Genomic DNA, 17,745 nt, shown 5'->3' with positions numbered 1-17,745 from the left:
CCATCACCAAACTGAGTACAGTTTTGGTGGGGGTCTCCTGGAGGTTTAGATGAAACGCCGTAAGTTGCTATGGTATTCTTTACTTTTTACTGTTGGTTGTGCATCTGGGGTTAATACTGCTAATAATGCACCAGATCAGTTAGCTATTACAGCACTAAAAAAATTAAGATTTGCAGTTACAGATGTGACTGGGCTTGAAGATTTACAGCGTGATTTTGGGGCATTTCGTACTGCTTTAGCAGAAGTATTAGGTATACCTATTGAATTTTTTCCTGTTGATAATCCTACAGCAGCAGCACCTGCTTTGCTATCTGGAGAGGTAGATATGGTGTTTGCTGGCCCTTCCGAATACTTAATTTTAAATGCTAGAGCAAAAGCTGTTCCTGTAATCGCAATCAAGCGGATTAATTACCATTCAATTATTTTAGTACGTGCCAATAGCACCATTAAATCAGTGAATCAATTGAAAGGCAAAACAATTGCTATGCGAAAAATTGGTTCAACTTCCGGCCATCTTTCTCCTACCAAGTTGCTTATAGACGCGGGATTAGATCCAAATAAAGACTTAAAAATTGTGATGTTAGACGATAAGGGTATATTAGCTTTAAAGAAAGGGGAGGTTGATGCTTGGGCAACTGCATCGGATAGATACCAAAATATTTTAGCTCGTGAAGGCTTATCTGAGCAGGATTTTTCTATAATTATTAAAGGGCCTCTGCTACCTAGTGATGTATTTGTGGTTAGTAATCAGATGGCAGCTGATTTTGTAGAAACTGTGCGATCGCGTATGATGGAAAATCAGGATAAACTAATTCAAAGTCTGATAGTTGCTCAAGCCAACCAAAAATATAAAGGTGGACAACTAGTTACAGCAGACGATGCGGAATATAATATGATTCGTGAAGTTTATCAAAAACTTGGACAAGGAAACTTCTTACAATAATTTCTCAATGAATGATAGATGTTGCCAAGAGAAAAATTAAACCTGCATTTCTATGGATCAGTTATTTAAGCAATAGCTGGAATATAGCCAAAAAAATTAGTTATGGTTACACTTTCACAATTGGCATTGCTGCTATTGGAACAGTGAGTGGTTTGGTAATTGCAAATCACTATGAAGGGACTGCCCAAAATCAATTATTCTTATCTTATCAGCAACAATCAGTTTTAAAGGATTTAAAAAATGCTGTAATAACAGTAAGATTGCATCCACAAAGATTAGCTACAGTATTAAATAATTCCATTTGGTTGGAATTTGAAAAAAACAGATTTTTAGGTGATGTTACTCAGGTTGATCAACAATTATCTGAACTAGAAATTTTTATTAACGCCTATCCTCATGATTTGGCAATCAATAATCAAGAATTCACTATTTTAGTAAATAAATATAAAAAAAATACAGATTTATATACTCAGATAATTAAAAAGTTTTGGCTGCAAATATCATCAAATAATTTAACACAAGAAACTACTAAGTCTTACCAAGAAAAGCTAATAGTATTACTCAATGAAAAGGAATATATTGATCTTAATATTAATTTTGAAAAATTATCAGATGATCTAATTATCATTATTAGGCGTGCTGATACTCAAAGAGAACAGGCTAATCTTAGTTTTAAAAATGCCAAAAAACTGCGAATACAAATTATTCTAGGGAGTATATTGCTTTCCTCTATAATTGCCGCAGTACTGGCATTATTTACTACTAATTTAATTACCCGCCCGCTAAAAGCAGTTACTCAAACTGCTAGAAAAATCACTGAAGAGTCAAATTTTCAACTCAGGGCTGATGTTAACAGTAATGATGAAGTAGGTACATTAGCAAAATCTCTAAATCGGTTAGTGGAATGGGTGGGAGACTATACCCAGCAACTAGAGTTAGCTCGTAAAATTTTAGAACAAAGGGTAGAAGAAAGAACTCAGGAACTTCAACAAGCACAGCGAACTTTAGAACAAAGGGTAGAAGAAAGAACCCAGGAACTCCAACAAGCACTGCAAGAATTAAAAAATACTCAAGGGCAATTAATTCAAACTGAGAAAATGTCTTCTCTAGGGGAAATGGTAGCAGGGATAGCTCATGAAATTAACAACCCTGTTAACTTTATTTATGGCAATATTCAATGCACTGAAGGTTATCTAAAAGATTTGCTTGATTTAATAAATTTATATCAGCAAGAATACCCTAATGAAAATTTTGTAATTGCAGAAAAAATTGCCGAAATTGATCTAGAATTCCTCAGTGAGGATTTATCGAAAATACTTTTTTCTATCAAAATAGGCGCTCAACGCATTCGGGAAATTGTTTTGTCATTGCGTAATTTTTCCCGATTAGATGAATCGGAAATCAAGGATGTAGATATTCATGAAGGGATTAATAATACTTTATTAATTTTAAATCATCGACTGAATAAAGAAATTGTAGTTATTAAAAATTATGGTAATTTGCCTTTAATTGATTGTTATCCAGCCCAACTTAATCAAGTATTTATGAATATTATTAGTAATGCAATAGATGCGTTAATTGATTATAAGGAACAAACTCATAAACAAATATTAATAAGTACATCAAGGGTAGAGAATAATTATATTCAAGTAAAAATTAGAGATAATGGATTAGGAATTCCACCAGAAATTATCAATAAGCTATTTGATCCTTTTTTCACTACTAAGCCAGTTGGTAAAGGTACTGGTTTAGGCTTGAGTATCTGTTATCAGATAATTGAAAAACACCAAGGTAAAATAGAAGTTGTTTCGGCTGTTACCCAAGGGACAGAGTTTGCAATTACTTTGCCGATAAAACATATAGGTATTTAGGGTTAGGAGTTAGGAGTCAGGAGTTAGGAGGAAGAATTAGAAGGAGGTAAGAATAGTTTTGAATCTGGGTTTTTGATGGTATCAACGCTTATTCTTTGCACCTTATTTACATTTTCAACTTTTAAACTATTGATTTATCTAGGTTTTTGCAAGCCCTATTTAAAAAGAACCGACAATCATGCCTGCGAGAATTAAAAAACCAATCCACACATTTTGACGGAACATTTCACCATAAGCAGAGTGAGCTAGTTCTGATTTTCTCAATTGCAGAGATTGCCAAAACCAACCAAGAGTGGCAATTACTAAGCTAATCCAGAAAGCTGTGTTGAGATGAACTAAAACACCGACTCCAGTTAGGAGAATGACAGTACCAACAAAGAAAATGCCAATAGCTGTAGGGGAGTATTTACCAAAAAATAGGGCGCTAGAATTGATGCCAATCCGTTGATCATCTTCGCGATCGCTCATCGCATAAATTGTATCAAATCCCAATGTCCACAGAACCGTTGCACCCCACAGCAACCAAGTAGGTGCGGAAATGTTTTGTGTGACTGCACTCCAGCTAATTAACACCGCAAAACCCCAAGCGATGGAAAGCACTAATTGTGGTACAGGAAACACCCGTTTTGCGCCTGGATAAAGTAGAATTACGGGTACTGCTGCTACAGATAACCAAAAACTCAATGGGTTAAGATAGAAAGCGAGGACTGCTGCACAGGCTAGGGCAACAATACCAACCCCTATACCAACTTTTACAGAAAGAGAGCGAGAAGCAAGAGGGCGATCGCGTGTTCTCTCTACTTGCGGATCTATATCTCGATCCCATAAATCGTTGACAACACAACCTGCGGCACTTGTGGCTAAAGTACCTAATATAATTACCCCCACTAAGGGTAAAGGTGGTTTACCAGCAGCTGCCAAAAACACAGCCCACAATGCAGGGATCATCAAAATCAATCTGCCTTCTGGTTTATGCCACCGTAATAGCTGGATAATTACAAGCCATAATGGTTTTTGGTCGCTTTCGGATGTTTTTAGCATATTTGATCGATTCACATATCTTCACATCTACATCTATAGAATATCGTTATTTGAACACTACAAACACATAAAGTGAAGTTGCAGCTTTGGATACAAATTCACTATTTTAATTGTGAGTAATGTTACCAAACAATTAACCTGACAAGTCTGTAGATTGCCAGTAATAAGTATTGAGTGCGGATTAAACCGACACAAAGTTTGACCATCTGTTGTTAAGAGAGAGAAATTTAAATGCTGAATTTAGTTTCAGCTAATTGGGAGAGTACACCTGCTCAACCAGTTAAGCAAAACCCGATTATTGCGGCCATTGATATCGGTACTAATTCCTTACACATGGTAATAGTGAGGATTGAACCGACGTTACGAGCTTTTACGATGATCGCCAAAGAAAAAGAAACAGTCAGATTAGGCGATCGCAATTTGGAGACTGGAGAACTGAAACCAGAAGTGATCAAAAAAGCGATCGCTTGTCTAGGACGTTTCCAAGAACTTGCTAAAAGCCTAGAAGCAGAAAGCATTATCGCCGTAGCCACTAGCGCCGTCCGTGAAGCCCCCAACGGTCAAGATTTTTTACATAGAGTAGAAACAGAAATAGGCTTAACCATTGACTTGATTTCTGGTCAAGAAGAAGCGCGACGCATCTATTTAGGCGTGTTATCGGGCATGGAATTTAATCACCAACCCCATATCATTGTTGATATTGGTGGTGGTTCTACAGAATTAATTTTAGGTGACTCCCAAGAACCCCGCAGTCTCACCAGTACCAAAGTAGGTGCAGTGCGGTTGACTGGGGAGTTAATCACCACAGACCCTATCAGCGATATGCAGTTTAAATACTTGCAAGCTTACACCAGAGGGATGTTAGAACGTTCTGTAGAAGATGTGCTTTCTAAACTCCAGCCTGGTGAATCGCCACAGTTGGTGGGAACATCTGGCACAATTGAAACTTTAGCAACAATTCATGCTAAAGAAAAAATGGGTGTTGTCCCTTCTACTCTCAACGGTTATCAATTTAGTCTTCAAGACTTGCGAACATGGGTAACTCGTTTGCGACGGATGACGAATGTAGAACGTGCAGCAATTTCAGGAATGCCAGATAAGCGCTCAGAAGTGATACTAGCTGGGGCGGTGATATTACAGGAAGCAATGACCCTGTTAGATGTGGATACAGTCATACTCTGTGAGCGATCCTTGCGGGAAGGTGTGATTGTAGATTGGATGCTAACACATGGTTTAATTGACAACAGACTGCGCTATCAAGGTTCGATTAGACAGCGTAATGTGCTGAAAATTGCCAAAAAATACCAAATTAACTTAGAGCATAGCGATCGCGTTGCTGCATTTGCACTCAGTTTATTTGATCAAACTCAAGGCACACTACATAATTGGGGTAAAGACGAAAGACAATTACTCTGGGCTGCTGCCATTTTACATAATTGCGGACACTACATCAGTCATTCCTCACACCACAAACATTCATACTATTTAATTAGAAATGGTGAATTACTTGGTTACAACGAAACCGAGATCGAAATCATTGCTAATTTAGCCCGTTATCACCGCAAATCTGTACCGAAGAAAAAGCACGAAAACTACCGTAATCTATTACATAAAGAACATCGGCAAATGGTGAATCAATTGAGTGCAATTTTAAGATTAGCCGTAGCTTTAGATAGAAGACAAATTGGGGCAGTTTCTCGCGTGCAATGTGAATATTTTCCTAATGTACATGAATTTCAAATGTTGATTTTTCCTTCTAGTCTAGGTGATGATTGCGACTTAGAACTATGGAATTTAGATTATAAAAAAGGAGCGTTTGAAGAAGAATTTGGGCTAAAATTGGTAGCAAGTTTAGTCAATACTTGCAGCGTTAATTTTTCTTAGCTTTTATGGTGCGTTAAAATTCAATTAATTAATGCACCAATATGCGATTCCAAAAGCCTATTTCCCCTTTACAAATTCCAAATATCCCTTGCTTAATTCCTCAACAGCCAAATCATAAAACTGCTTACCATGTTCTGGTGTTGCTAAAGCCGGATTTGAACCCATGCGTCCATCTGGGTAATTTTCTCGAAAATTAGCTGCACCATAAATTCCATGTCCATTTGCAACTTTTGAAGAAAGGGATGCTTGTTTAATCACTTCTGGATAAATGTACTGGGTAACAGCGACTTCGCTAGGAGTAGCATGAGAACCTTCTTGATTACCATATAATTCTTTGGCAAGTTTATATACAGAACCGCACATAAACCAATTAGCAATTTGACATTTAACTTTTTGAGAATTAGGAATTTGTAAATCTTCTAAGTGTGCGTAAGTTTCTGAAAAAGCAGCTTTCAGAGTCGCAATATTTCCACCATGTCCATTAATAAAATAAAACTTAGTAAAACCTGCTTTTGCTAAACAAGTTATATAATCCCGCACCACTAAAATTAAAGTGCTAGGACGGAGGCTAATTGTACCAGGAAAAGCAGTATGATGTAATGCCATACCGACATTGATTGTTGGTGCAACCATCCCTTGAGTTTCTTCTGCCACACCACAGGATATTGCTTCTGCACAAATGGCATCAGTACCAATTAAACCCGTTGGGCCATGTTGTTCTGTGGAACCAATAGGGCAAATAATGCCCTGAGATTGTTGTAGATAGGTTTCGACTTCTGTCCAGGTGCTTAAATGTAATTGCATTTTCTCTAAATCTCAAAATCTGATTCAACTCAGCAAATATATCTGACAGATAAACCTGCCAAAAGTATATTCGTTTTATTAATACAAATATGGTTCAGCAAGGAAATCATTTTGTCACAAACAATATCTAATTTGTGACTGTATATAGAAGTAATATACAGGATATTTGCAATATTAGAAGATGGGCAGGAGGAGAATCGAACTCCTATACCTTTCGGTGCCGCATTTTGAGTGCGGTGCGTCTACCAATTCCGCCACCCGCCCTTGGGTGTCACTTTTCTAAGTATAACCTATTTTTTGATTTTGGCAACAGGGATTTAGATTTATTTAGGGATGGGGGAAAAATCACCAATTACGGATGACTAAAGTTGAATCAATATCTTGCAAATTAGCACAGCCGCTGAGTGCCATTGCAGTGGTTAACTCATCTTTGAGAATGGAGACAATTTCATCTACTCCGGCTTGTCCAGATACCGCTAATCCCCACAATATGGGGCGACCGATGAGGACGGCTTTTGCGCCTATTGCTAAGGCTTTGAGAATGTCTGTACCGCGACGAATACCGCCATCTAATAGAACTTCTGCTCTACCATCTACTGCGGCTATGATTTCCGGTAGGGCATCCAAGGAAGCGATCGCACCATCTAGCGGTTTTCGCTCTTATGAGATACATCTTAGCCCCCTCATCGCTTGCGGTGAACCAGCGCTGTAGGCGGGTTTCCCACCGTAGGCGACTGGTGAATCCGAAGGGGGAGGGGGGGTGGGGTTCTTGTACTTCATAACACTGGGAAGTGCTGTATAAAAACGATAGAGTTTTCTAAATCCCGGTTACAACACTTAATGACGAATTACTGCACTGTCAATCCACCATCTACAGTAATAGATTGCCCTGTAATAAATGATGCACCTGGGGAGCAAAGATAAATAACTGCACTTGCCACTTCTGTATCAGTACCTAGACGGCCAACAGGGTGCATAGCTTTTAATTGTTGACGGAATTCTGTTTCTGCTTCAGGAGTACCCACGAAACGATTCATCATTTCTGTTTGAATAGCACCAGGACTAACAGCGTTGACTCTAATTCCTAATTTGGCATATTCCAAAGCTACAGCACGAGTCAAACCCATGACAGCGTGTTTACTAGCAACATAAATTGGTACTCTAGCCATGCCCACAAGTCCGGCAACTGAAGCAGTGTTGACAATTACGCCGCTACCCTGTTTAACCATTTCAGTTATTTCGTATTGCATGGATAGCCACACGCCTTTGACGTTGATATCCATAACACGATCATATTCTTCTTCAGTACCTTCAAGGTAATCTCCCGGAGTTTGTTCAATCCCCGCATTGTTGAAGGCAAAATCTAAATGACCATAAGTTGATATGGTTTTCTCTATCAATTTTTTGATGTCTGCTGCTACTAAAATATCGGTCTTGACAAATATGCCTTCTCCTTGGGCTTTTTGAATTAAAGCAACTGTTTCTTCCCCTTCTTTTTCGCGTCTACCTGCAACAACTACTTTTGCTCCTTCTTTGGCAAATGCGATCGCAGTAGCTCTGCCAATTCCAGATGTACCACCAGTTATAAGTGCAACTTTTTCCGTAAATAAGGCCATAGGTTTAAAGTTTGAGATTGCTTAAGACTTACGCATTAATAGAAACAATCAGGTTCATAGTCGAAATTTTTCCGACATCTTAGATATGCTGAGTCTGATATTTCCACTATTAGTAAGCAATCGCAATCTGTCTCAGGATAGATGCTAAATTTAATAATTCAATTTTGGGAAGTACTAATTAGGCTCCAGAGAAAATATAATTGCGTGGGCGATAATACCACTAATGAATGACACCAGCCACATCAATTTAATAGTTTTAGGATTTTTAAGGTTGCCTTTGAACAGACCAGGATATTTGATAAATTCTTCTGCTCCACCTCGGAACCAAATCCAATAGCTAAAAAGTATCATTAATGCCCAGATAGATACCCACCAAGCAATGACAAATTGATTGCCATTACGAGGATAAAAATAATCGCTAATTTGAGCTACACCACCTATGGTCATGCCAATTCCCATCACCACCCAAGGTATACTCATGCCTAGAAAGAAACCCCGAATTAGTCTAATATAACCCGGTTGCAGTTCTGGATTTTTGAGAATGTAAGGTTGCGATCGCACCCAGAAGATCACAGCATTCAGTCCATTTACTAAAATCGCCAGCAGCCAAAAGTAGTTAAAAAAGGTGTTCATAGAGGTATGACTTTAACTTGCAAATACTGTTGCATACTACAGAACTTGCCCAACTATTTGATTATTTTACCAGTTGCGCCAACCGCCTTGAGGTGCAATTTCACTCTTCTCTTGAAAACCATGCTTTTGCAATAGTTTTTGATATTCTAAACTACTACTCCAACGGTCAATTTCTCTAGCTCTCAATACTGGTACTGGGTGGCTTAATTGGGCTGTACGGGCTTCTTTGACCATTTCACCGAGTTCGGTTTTGCTGATGTCGTCATAGGCACGAGCTTGGGCAACAAAGGCATCTAGATTTAGCTTGGGTGCTAAGGTAGGAGAACCACCAGCAAGCTTCATCAATACTGACATAACAACTTTGGGGTCTTGGGTAGCTAACAAAGCCGCGCGATCGCAGGTAAACTCAGCACAACGTACCCATTCTAATAATTGTGCCTGTAATGCTTGCGCCACAACAGCACCAACATTAGGTACAATTGCCGCAGCTAATATCAATAAATTTACAGGTGTTAAATAAACACTATGATCACATTTGAGATGTCCCAATTCATGGGCAATTACAGCCTGGACTTCCTGTGGTGTGAGCATATCAATTAAAGATGTATGCAGCACCACAAAAGGCTGTTTACCCCGCATCGCAAAAGTATAAGCATTAGGTGCAGGATGTTGACGCACATACAATTGGGGCGGCTCAATATCTAAAATATTGCAAGCGTCTAATAATAACTTGTGCAAATCAGGTAATTGTTGTTTACCAACCAAAATACTAGAAGCAATATTTTCTACATAAAAAACCTGTTCGGCCATTGGACCGAGTAAGTTTCTCACCATCATATCTATACCCGGAATTTGCTTGAGAGTTCTTGTCGCTTCCAAGTCCAGAGGATGACGGAAAGAGTCAGCTTTTAAACCAATTAGTGGGGTTTTAACTAAAGACATAATGATTGGTAATCAATAAAAAATACAACTCCCACAGCTAGTATAACGATTGAACAAGACAATAGTAGACAGAGATTACAGGATTTACGCAAACCGAACGAAAGTAGAGGTAATACCCTTCGGGAAGCAAGCTACATGAATTACCGCAAGAATAAGGTTTTTAGTCAAATTTTGCGTAAGTCCTAAGATTAGTTAACACCGGGATTACCTTGAAAACTCACCTCTTGAAGATTAGTAAGTTTTGATAGGGGAGTTACGTCTGTGATTTTGTTATAGTCAAGTTTCAGCCGAGTCAGGTTAGTCAGGTTCAATAAAGGACTAATATCAGTAATTTCGTTGTCATCAAGCACAAGCTCAGTTAAATTTGTCAGTTTTGCTAAGGGGCTGACATCTTGGATTTTATTAAAACGCAATACCAGCAAATTCAAATTATTCAATTTTGCTAAAGGACTAACATCTGTAATTTGGTTGTAAGTAAGAACCAACCGATTTAAATTTTTTAGGTTTGCCAAAGGGCTAACATCTTTAATTTTATTATCATCTAAAAACAGAAAATTTAAGTTTGTCAGTCTTGTTAAAGGACTTATATCCTCAATTTGATTACCTTCCAAATTCAGTCTGTTTAAATTTGTTAGATTGGCTAGAGGACTTATATCTTTAACTTGATTGTAAATTATCTCCAACCGAGTGAGTTTTGTCAATTTCGCTAGAGAACTAATATCTTGAATTTGGTTATCTTCCAAAAAAATCCCAGTCAAGTTAATCAGACCCTGGAGAGAATTAATATCTATAATTGAATTTTTACTGAGAATGAGCCACTTAAGATTAGTAAGTTTTGCTAGAGGGGTAATATCAACAAGTTCATTATTATCTATAGCTAAATATTCCAGATTTGTGAGTTTATCTATGGCGTTAATATCTTTAATTTGGTTTCCCCCCATAGCCAGAGACTTTAGGTTTATAAGTTCTGCTAAGGGACTAATATCAATAATTTTGTTATTGTCGATATCCAGGGATTTGAGCTTTTTTAATCCTGCTAAGGGGCTGAGGTCAAAAATTTCATTACTATTGAGATTGAGAAATTCTAAATTTGTGAACTCTGCTAAAGGACTTAAATCAACAAGTTGCTGATTTCTCAGATCAAGCTGAGTTAGATTTAACAACTTTTTAGCAGCAATGTCACAATCATTAGTTGCTGCTTTGGCTAATAATAATTCTACTGTAATTCTGCCATCTGCTGATAAAGTAGCTTGTTGACGACACAACTCACTAAAAGAACTCCCTCGCTGAGGTTCAGCAGCTTGAATAACTCCCCCTCCACTGCATACCCACATACTCATCATCAGAGCAACTGCACTGCTTAATTTCATAGTTGATATACTCATATTTTGTATAGATTGTTTTCAAGATTTACACAGTAACTTATATCACCTGTTATGGTACTTATTATAGAACTATTAACTATGGATTTAGTTGATTTTTTAACATTCATTAATTTATTCTCATGCGTAATCTAGTCAGCCTTAGTTTTGTGACTCTGCTTTTTTCGGCAACTACTGCTGTTGTAACACATACCTGGATTTTTTCTCCTGTAGTTGCCCAGGAACTTAACAACCAAGAAGAAAAAGCTCAAGCGGATAGGCTGTTTAGAGAAGCTTTTTATCTCTTTATTAATGGCAATAGATATAGAAATAATCATCAGAGAATTATCAGCAGTTTTGAAAAGGCTTTGTTGGCTTATCAAAAAATAGGTAATCAAACAGGTATTGGTAAAACTCTTGATTATATAGCCTTGATTTACTACAACAAAAAAGAATATGCAAAAGCTTTGAATTATTATCAGCAAGTTTTACAAATTCAAAGAGAATTAAATAATCGTGAGGAAGAAAAACAAACCCTCACTAAAATAATGAATATCTATAGTGAACAAAGTCGCCAACTTTATCAACGAGGTGAATATGAAACGGCGTTAAATAAATTCCAAGAAGTTTTAAATTTAAATAGAAAATTGGAGCTAAAAATCGAAGCAGGTTTTACTCTCAACCAAATCGGCATGATTTACCACACTTTGGGAAAATATGAATCTGCTTTGGAATATTATCAGCAATCTTTATCAGTTCTCAAACAAGTTTCATCATACCCGGTAGAACAAACTCCTTGGGTATGGACAGTTTTTTTCAACATGGGTGAGATTTATCAATCTTTAGGAGAATATGACCGAGCTTTAAACACTTATCAACAAGCCTTAAAATTAGCCCAACAACACAGAATTGGCTCAGAAGTAAGAAATATTCATGCCATTGGAAATATTCATTATCGGTTGAAAAAATATGATTTAGCCTTGGAGTTTTATGAACAAGCTTTGTCGAAAGTCAAAGGAATTAAGAACAAAAAAGATAAAAAATTCTTGGAAGCATGGACTTTTCATAATATTGGGATTGTTTATTTGGATCAAGGTAAGTATGAATTATCTTTAAAATTTTTACAGCAAGGTTTAACTATTGTCAAATCTTTAGGTGATAAGTTTTCTCAAGGTGTAATGTTAGATAGTATTGGTAAAGTTTCTTTTCGACAAAATAAATATGAATTAGCCTGGAATTTTTATCAGCAATCTTTGGTAATTGTTCAGGAAATCGGCTATAAAGCAGGTGAAGCCAAGGTACTAAATAATATTGGTTATTTACTAGAGAAACAAAATCAGCCAGAATTAGCTATTGTGTTCTTTAAACAATCCGTTAATGTGAGAGAAGCAATTAGAAATAATATCAAAGGATTGCCACAAAAACAGTAACAATCATATACTGAAACTGTTGCTGAAGATTATCGCCATTTAGCTGATTTATTATTACAACAAAACCGAGTTTTAGAAGCGCAACGGGTTCTAGATTTACTGAAAGTGCAGGAATTAGAAGACTATCTTAGCAATGTGCGAGGAAGTGAAAATACTGCTGAAGGTGTTGCTGAACGTCCCCAAGAAAAGCAAATTAGAGAAGGTATTTCGGGACAGATTGATAAAGCAATATCTCTTGGTCAAGAACTAGCTCTACTAGAAACCGTTGCTGTGACAAAGAGAACAGAACCCCAAAAACAGCGTATTGTCCAGTTAAGGAAAGCAGAACAGGAGGTTAGTGAACAGTTTGAGACCTTCCTGAAAAGTCCACAAGTGCAAGAATTGATAGCCCAACTTCAGCAAACTACACAAGGACAAGCTATTAATTTGAATGCTTATGCGACAACCTTACAAGACAACCTCAAGAAACTTCAGCAAGATACTGTAATTATCTATCCTTTCGTGTTGAGCGATCGCTTGGAACTGGTTTTAATTTCTCCCTATGCACCTCCTCTGCGTCGCACCGTTCCTGTCAAACGAGCAGAACTTAACCGAGTTATTGCTGAATTTCGTTCGACTTTAACAACACCTGTCCGTAATGCCAAAGTTCCTGCCCAAAAGCTCTACAATTGGCTGATTAAGCCCTTGGAAAATGACTTAGCTCAAGCAAAAACCAAAACTATAATTTACGCCCCTGATGGGCAATTACGTTATATTCCACTAGCAGCCCTCTATGATGGGAAACAATGGCTGGTAGAACGTTTTAGCATCAATAATATCACTGCCGTGAGTTTGACTGATCTCAACACTAAACCCCAAAGTCAGTTAAATGTGTTGGCGGCTGCTTTTACCAAAGGGAATTATAGCTTTAAGGTAAAAGATCAGGAGTTTGAATTCTCTGGTTTGCCCTTTGCCGGTATCGAAGTGGAAACTCTGGCTCAAATCGTTCCTAGCACTAAAAAACTTTTAAATCAGCAATTTAATCCAGATATTGTTTTCCAGATGAATGATTACTCTATCGTGCATCTGGCAACTCATGCGGTATTTACCATCGGACAACCGGAATCATCATTTATTTTACTTGGGAATGGCGATCGCATCACCCTCCGAGATATTAAAAATTGGCGATTACCAAATGTCGATTTAGTCGTACTTTCAGCTTGTGCAACTGGATTAGGTGATCTGTTAGGAGACGGTAGGGAAATTCTCGGTTTTGGCTACCAAATGCAACAAACAGGGGCAAGAGCTGCGATCGCTTCTTTGTGGTCGGTGGACGATGGTGGTACACAAGCGTTAATGAATGCTTTTTATACAATTTTGCAACAGGGAAATATTAGTAAAGCAGAAGCCCTGCGTCAAGCTCAAATGGCTCTGATTACTGGCAACTATACAATTACAGGTCAGCAAAGACGTATTTCTATCAAACAGCCCATAAATAGTAGTTCACCATCGCAATTGAAGGAGCAACTAAGCCATCCTTTTTACTGGTCACCGTTTATTTTGATTGGGAATGGGTTGTGAAACTTTGACAATCAAAAAAGTAAATGAATGGCGAAAGTTACCAACTTGATTTTAATCAACAGGTAAAATCCGCCATTAAATTGCCAAACACAAAATCCCCTAACTCTAGATAGATACTGAAGCTGGGGGATTGCTGTTATTTGTATGTAACTCTGCATCTGCTGATGCTTCATTATTCACACGGATGATTTTCGCTCCTAGTTGCTGCAACTTCACATCCAGGCGGTCATAACCACGATCTAGGTGGTTTAATCCTTGAATGGTGGTTTGTCCTTCTGCGGCTAGTCCAGCTATAACCAAGGCTGCGGATGCCCGTAAATCCGTACCTATTACTGGTGCGCCAGACAACATTGGTACACCGCGAACAAAGGCTGTATTACCTTTAACGCGAATATCTGCCCCTAAGCGATTTAACTCAGAGGCATGACGCAGACGATTTTCAAAGACCGATTCATTAATGATGCTGTCACCTTCTGCCAAAGTCAGCAATGCCATAAAAGGCGCTTGCATATCTGTGGGAAAACCTGGATGAGGTAAAGTATCAATATCTGTTGCTCTCAATACTTCTGCTGGCAAAATTCGTAAACAATCTAATCCTTCTTCAATGATGGGTACACCAATTTTTTGTAACTTGGCAATCACTGGGATTAAATGGTCGGGAACCACTGGGGACAGAGTAAATTCTGAACGAGTGATTGCTCCTGCTAGTAAAAGAGTTCCTGCTTCAATCCGATCAGGAATAATTGAGTAGTCGGTAGAATGTAACTGAGGTACACCCACAATAGTAATTGTACTCGTACCTGCTCCTTGAATTTTCGCTCCCATTGAGTTACAAAAATTTGCCAAATCAACCACTTCTGGTTCTCTAGCAGAATTTTCAATGACAGTTTCGCCGTCAGCTAAAGTAGCTGCCATCATCAAGGTTTCGGTTGCACCAACGCTAGGAGTATCTAAATAGATTCTGGCTCCCTTCAATCTGCGATCGCTTCCAGGAACATAGGCATTGCAAATACCATGTTCAATTTGCACTTCTGCACCCATTGCTTGCAGTCCCCTGACGTGCAAATCAACTGGTCTAGCACCGATCGCACAACCCCCCGGTAAAGGCATTTGTGCTACTCCCAGTCGCGCTAATAGAGGTCCAATTGCGAAAAAACTGGCTCGCAGTTGAGTAACTAGTTCATAAGGCGCTTTGGATGTGCTAATTTCCCTGGCATCAACATCTAATATGTCGTCTTGCCTGGTTAAGCCCAATCCCAAAGCTGATAAAACTTGCCCCATGCGTTCTACATCCGCTAATAAGGGGACATTGCGAATCCGACAATCTCCTGAACAAAGCAAAGCTCCAGCCATGATTACCAAAGCTGAATTTTTTGCCCCGCTAATTCTTACATGACCTTGCAAAGGATGCCCGCCCCAAATTTGCAAAACTGAGGACTCTGCTTCAGGTGAAGACTTGGCCTCTGGTAAGCTGCTAGAAGAATTAATAAGCCTACCTCCAAAAAATAAGTAATAATAAGGGTTTGAAGTTGGTTTCGATTCTACAGTAAAGAGTCGGTTTGTCTACATTTTGCTATTATGATTCATGGAAATGAATTTTATAACTCTTTTCTCTAGCATCTGTAAATAGTTACTAGCAAGGTTTATGGGTTTGAAGACTTATCAACCATAGAAATACTAACTCCAAATTTACAACCAGAATCAATATTCAGTAAGCTCAAAAACTAATACACAGTAAGCGTTTGTTTCTGGTGCTGAAATTTATGTAGATAAGTTCAGCTTGACAAACTCCAACTATTTAGGTAATAATAAGAAATTGTCAATAAGACATTGATGCCAGCGGAACTGGCGGAATTGGCAGACGCGCTAGATTCAGGTTCTAGTGCCGCAAGGCTTCCGGGTTCAAGTCCCGGGTTCCGCATATTAATTAATAATTTTGGATTTTAGTTTTATCTGAATTCCAAGATATCAAAATTTAACTATACTGCCAACGGGTGAAATTTGGACTTATGTCATACTGAGCGTAACGTAGTGCAGCGAAGTATCTCGGAGATTCTAGAGCCTACGGCACGCTACGCGAACACTTCGTTCAGAATGACACTTTTAACCCGTTTTTAGTATAAATCTGGGGTTTAAGTCTCCCACAACTAAGAAACAGCAAGTTTTGTGATGTGGTATTAATCCTATTTGCAAAACTTAATCACGAATTATTTGAAAATTGTGCTGACAAGTTTACAAAATTCCCTAGTTAAGCAAATCCGTAAATTGCACTCTACCAAAGAGAGGCACAAGCAAGAGTTATTTTTACTGGAAGGGACTCACTTGCTAGAAGAAGCTTGTGCGGTGAATTACCCGTTAGAGGTGGTGTGTTGTACTCCCCAATGGCAAATGGCACATCCTCAATTATGGGATGATGTCTGTAGTCAGTGCCATCGCTATGAAATTGTCAGTGAAGAAGTTTTATCGGCAATGGCAACAACAGTACAGCCAGACGGTGTAGTAGCAATAGCAAAACGCACCCAACAGCAAACCCAAGTCCCCTTTACTGGTGTAGTTCTAGCTGTAGAAACTCTGCAAGATCCTGGCAATTTAGGGACGATGATTCGCACTGCGGCAGCGGCTGGGGTATCGGGTTTATGGTTAAGTGGTGATAGTGTTGATTTAGATAACCCCAAGGTTTTACGTGCATCTGCGGGGCAGTGGTTTCGCTTAAATATGGCGGTGAGTCAAGATTTAAGGATGACAGTCCAACAAAGCCAGCAAGCAGGAATGCAAGTAGTAGCCACCTTACCCGATGCAAATTTAACTTATTGGGAAGTAGATTGGCGAAAACCAAGTTTGATTTTATTGGGAAATGAAGGCGCTGGCTTATCAGCAGATTTAGCTGCAATGGCAGACCAGCAGGTTAAAATTCCCCTCAATCCCGGAGTAGAATCTTTAAATGTAGCGATCGCAGCGGCTTTAATGTTATATGAAGTCCAGCGACAAAAGATTTATGGGTGATTTATTGATTTAGGAGTTACTACCGTTTGTTTTTCTGGTCTAAATATTGTTCAATGTCAGCAACTGCATCCTCTAAAGCAGCTAAAGAAATTTCCTCAGGATTTTCACTGAATTCATCGTTAATAGAGCTACTAGTATCCAGTTCTATAACCACTTGATGATGAGTAGAATTGATTTCTAAAATGTCTTCTAACTGAGTGAGGGATTTTTGAAATTCTTGAGCAGAGGCGCACCGTTGGTATTGCTGAATAGGTTTCATGGTATTAATGTGAGAATGATTATTTTAGTAACTTAATCGTGGATTGTATGTGCAGATCCATTCAATGTGAGCAATCTAAAATTATATGGCTATTGGAATCACCACTATTTAACTTGGTATATATTTTACACATTAACAGGCCTGATTGCCAAATCCGTGGTATTACTTAGAAGCAGAAAGTGCTATGACAAATTCATAAAACTTACACATAAGTCATGGAATAACTACAGAGAAAACGGAGGAGTAGGAGTTTGAGAGAGTTTTTGCATAAGTCCAGAAGAAATTTTCAACTAGTTGGTTAATACCTTGATAACTGATTCTCATCATAATCTGGTAGGTGGAAGTAAACTACCCACCACCAATTGCTAAGAGCAATATGGTGGGGGCTTTAAAAGTCC

The 17,745-nt window shown here is 38.3% G+C and carries 14 protein-coding genes, 2 tRNA genes and 1 pseudogene; 7 read left to right on the top strand and 10 right to left on the bottom strand.

Features of this window, described 5'->3' with window-relative positions; genetic code table 11:
- The first annotated feature begins 49 nt into the window (after positions 1–49).
- Both phnD and VB713_RS26735 read left to right on the top strand, forming a co-directional pair.
- Positions 50–943 (top strand): phosphate/phosphite/phosphonate ABC transporter substrate-binding protein, encoded by an 894-nt coding sequence (phnD, locus tag VB713_RS26740; protein WP_323314519.1) that lies wholly within the window; start codon positions 50–52, stop codon positions 941–943.
- An 11-nt stretch (positions 944–954) separates the two neighbouring features.
- On the top strand, positions 955–2,814 hold the full coding sequence (locus tag VB713_RS26735) for an ATP-binding protein (protein WP_323314518.1): 1,860 nt from the start codon (positions 955–957) through the stop codon (positions 2,812–2,814).
- Between the two features lie 159 nt (positions 2,815–2,973).
- Here VB713_RS26735 and VB713_RS26730 read toward each other — a convergent pair whose 3' ends face one another.
- A complete protein-coding gene (locus VB713_RS26730; protein ID WP_323314517.1) occupies positions 2,974–3,855 on the bottom strand; it encodes a 4-hydroxybenzoate solanesyltransferase in 882 nt (293 codons plus the stop codon).
- Positions 3,856–4,086: 231 nt separating this feature from the next.
- On the opposite strand from VB713_RS26730, the gene VB713_RS26725 reads away from it, so the two are divergent.
- Positions 4,087–5,739 (top strand): Ppx/GppA phosphatase family protein, encoded by a 1,653-nt coding sequence (locus VB713_RS26725; protein ID WP_323314516.1) that lies wholly within the window; start codon positions 4,087–4,089, stop codon positions 5,737–5,739.
- A 57-nt stretch (positions 5,740–5,796) separates the two neighbouring features.
- Here the strand turns inward: VB713_RS26725 and VB713_RS26720 are convergent, their stop codons facing one another.
- From VB713_RS26720 to VB713_RS26690, 7 genes and pseudogenes are all read right to left on the bottom strand, one after another.
- The gene (locus tag VB713_RS26720) at positions 5,797–6,543 is read right to left on the bottom strand and encodes a creatininase family protein (RefSeq protein WP_323314515.1); all 747 of its coding nucleotides are present in this window, start codon (positions 6,541–6,543) and stop codon (positions 5,797–5,799) included.
- A gap of 182 nt (positions 6,544–6,725) precedes the next feature.
- Positions 6,726–6,807 (bottom strand) — tRNA-Leu (locus VB713_RS26715).
- A gap of 81 nt (positions 6,808–6,888) precedes the next feature.
- Positions 6,889–7,197: pseudogene (locus VB713_RS26710) on the bottom strand (alpha-hydroxy acid oxidase); the annotation flags it as partial.
- 194 nt (positions 7,198–7,391) lie between these two features.
- Positions 7,392–8,159 carry an SDR family oxidoreductase gene (locus tag VB713_RS26705; protein ID WP_323314514.1) on the bottom strand — a complete coding sequence of 256 codons (768 nt, stop codon included), beginning with the start codon at positions 8,157–8,159 and terminating at the stop codon, positions 7,392–7,394.
- A 174-nt stretch (positions 8,160–8,333) separates the two neighbouring features.
- Positions 8,334–8,792 carry a hypothetical protein gene (locus tag VB713_RS26700; protein WP_323314513.1) on the bottom strand — a complete coding sequence of 153 codons (459 nt, stop codon included), beginning with the start codon at positions 8,790–8,792 and terminating at the stop codon, positions 8,334–8,336.
- Positions 8,793–8,858: 66 nt separating this feature from the next.
- Positions 8,859–9,734 carry a M48 family metallopeptidase gene (locus VB713_RS26695; RefSeq protein WP_323314512.1) on the bottom strand — a complete coding sequence of 292 codons (876 nt, stop codon included), beginning with the start codon at positions 9,732–9,734 and terminating at the stop codon, positions 8,859–8,861.
- A gap of 188 nt (positions 9,735–9,922) precedes the next feature.
- A complete protein-coding gene (locus VB713_RS26690) occupies positions 9,923–11,104 on the bottom strand; it encodes a leucine-rich repeat domain-containing protein (protein WP_323314511.1) in 1,182 nt (393 codons plus the stop codon).
- Between the two features lie 134 nt (positions 11,105–11,238).
- On the opposite strand from VB713_RS26690, the gene VB713_RS26685 reads away from it, so the two are divergent.
- Both VB713_RS26685 and VB713_RS26680 read left to right on the top strand, forming a co-directional pair.
- A complete protein-coding gene (locus VB713_RS26685; RefSeq protein ID WP_323314510.1) occupies positions 11,239–12,525 on the top strand; it encodes a tetratricopeptide repeat protein in 1,287 nt (428 codons plus the stop codon).
- Between the two features lie 105 nt (positions 12,526–12,630).
- On the top strand, positions 12,631–14,085 hold the full coding sequence (locus VB713_RS26680) for a CHAT domain-containing protein (protein WP_323314509.1): 1,455 nt from the start codon (positions 12,631–12,633) through the stop codon (positions 14,083–14,085).
- 105 nt (positions 14,086–14,190) lie between these two features.
- Here VB713_RS26680 and murA read toward each other — a convergent pair whose 3' ends face one another.
- Positions 14,191–15,573, bottom strand: coding sequence for a UDP-N-acetylglucosamine 1-carboxyvinyltransferase (gene murA, locus VB713_RS26675; RefSeq protein WP_323314520.1), 1,383 nt, complete (start codon positions 15,571–15,573; stop codon positions 14,191–14,193).
- A 351-nt stretch (positions 15,574–15,924) separates the two neighbouring features.
- Between murA and VB713_RS26670 the strand changes: the two genes are divergently transcribed.
- Together VB713_RS26670 and VB713_RS26665 are read left to right on the top strand one after the other, a co-directional pair.
- Positions 15,925–16,006 (top strand) — tRNA-Leu (locus VB713_RS26670).
- 299 nt (positions 16,007–16,305) lie between these two features.
- The gene (locus tag VB713_RS26665; RefSeq protein WP_323314508.1) at positions 16,306–17,088 is read left to right on the top strand and encodes an RNA methyltransferase; all 783 of its coding nucleotides are present in this window, start codon (positions 16,306–16,308) and stop codon (positions 17,086–17,088) included.
- Between the two features lie 19 nt (positions 17,089–17,107).
- Here the strand turns inward: VB713_RS26665 and VB713_RS26660 are convergent, their stop codons facing one another.
- Positions 17,108–17,347: a hypothetical protein gene (locus VB713_RS26660; RefSeq protein ID WP_323314507.1), complete on the bottom strand. Its 240-nt coding sequence runs from the start codon at positions 17,345–17,347 to the stop codon at positions 17,108–17,110.
- Positions 17,348–17,745: the final 398 nt, after the last annotated feature.

The organism is Anabaena cylindrica UHCC 0172, from assembly GCF_034931625.1.
GTDB classification, from domain to species: Bacteria; Cyanobacteriota; Cyanobacteriia; order Cyanobacteriales; family Nostocaceae; genus Anabaena; species Anabaena cylindrica_A.
Note: the sequence above shows the minus strand (reverse complement) of the source record. Positions and strands in the feature narration are given on the sequence as shown.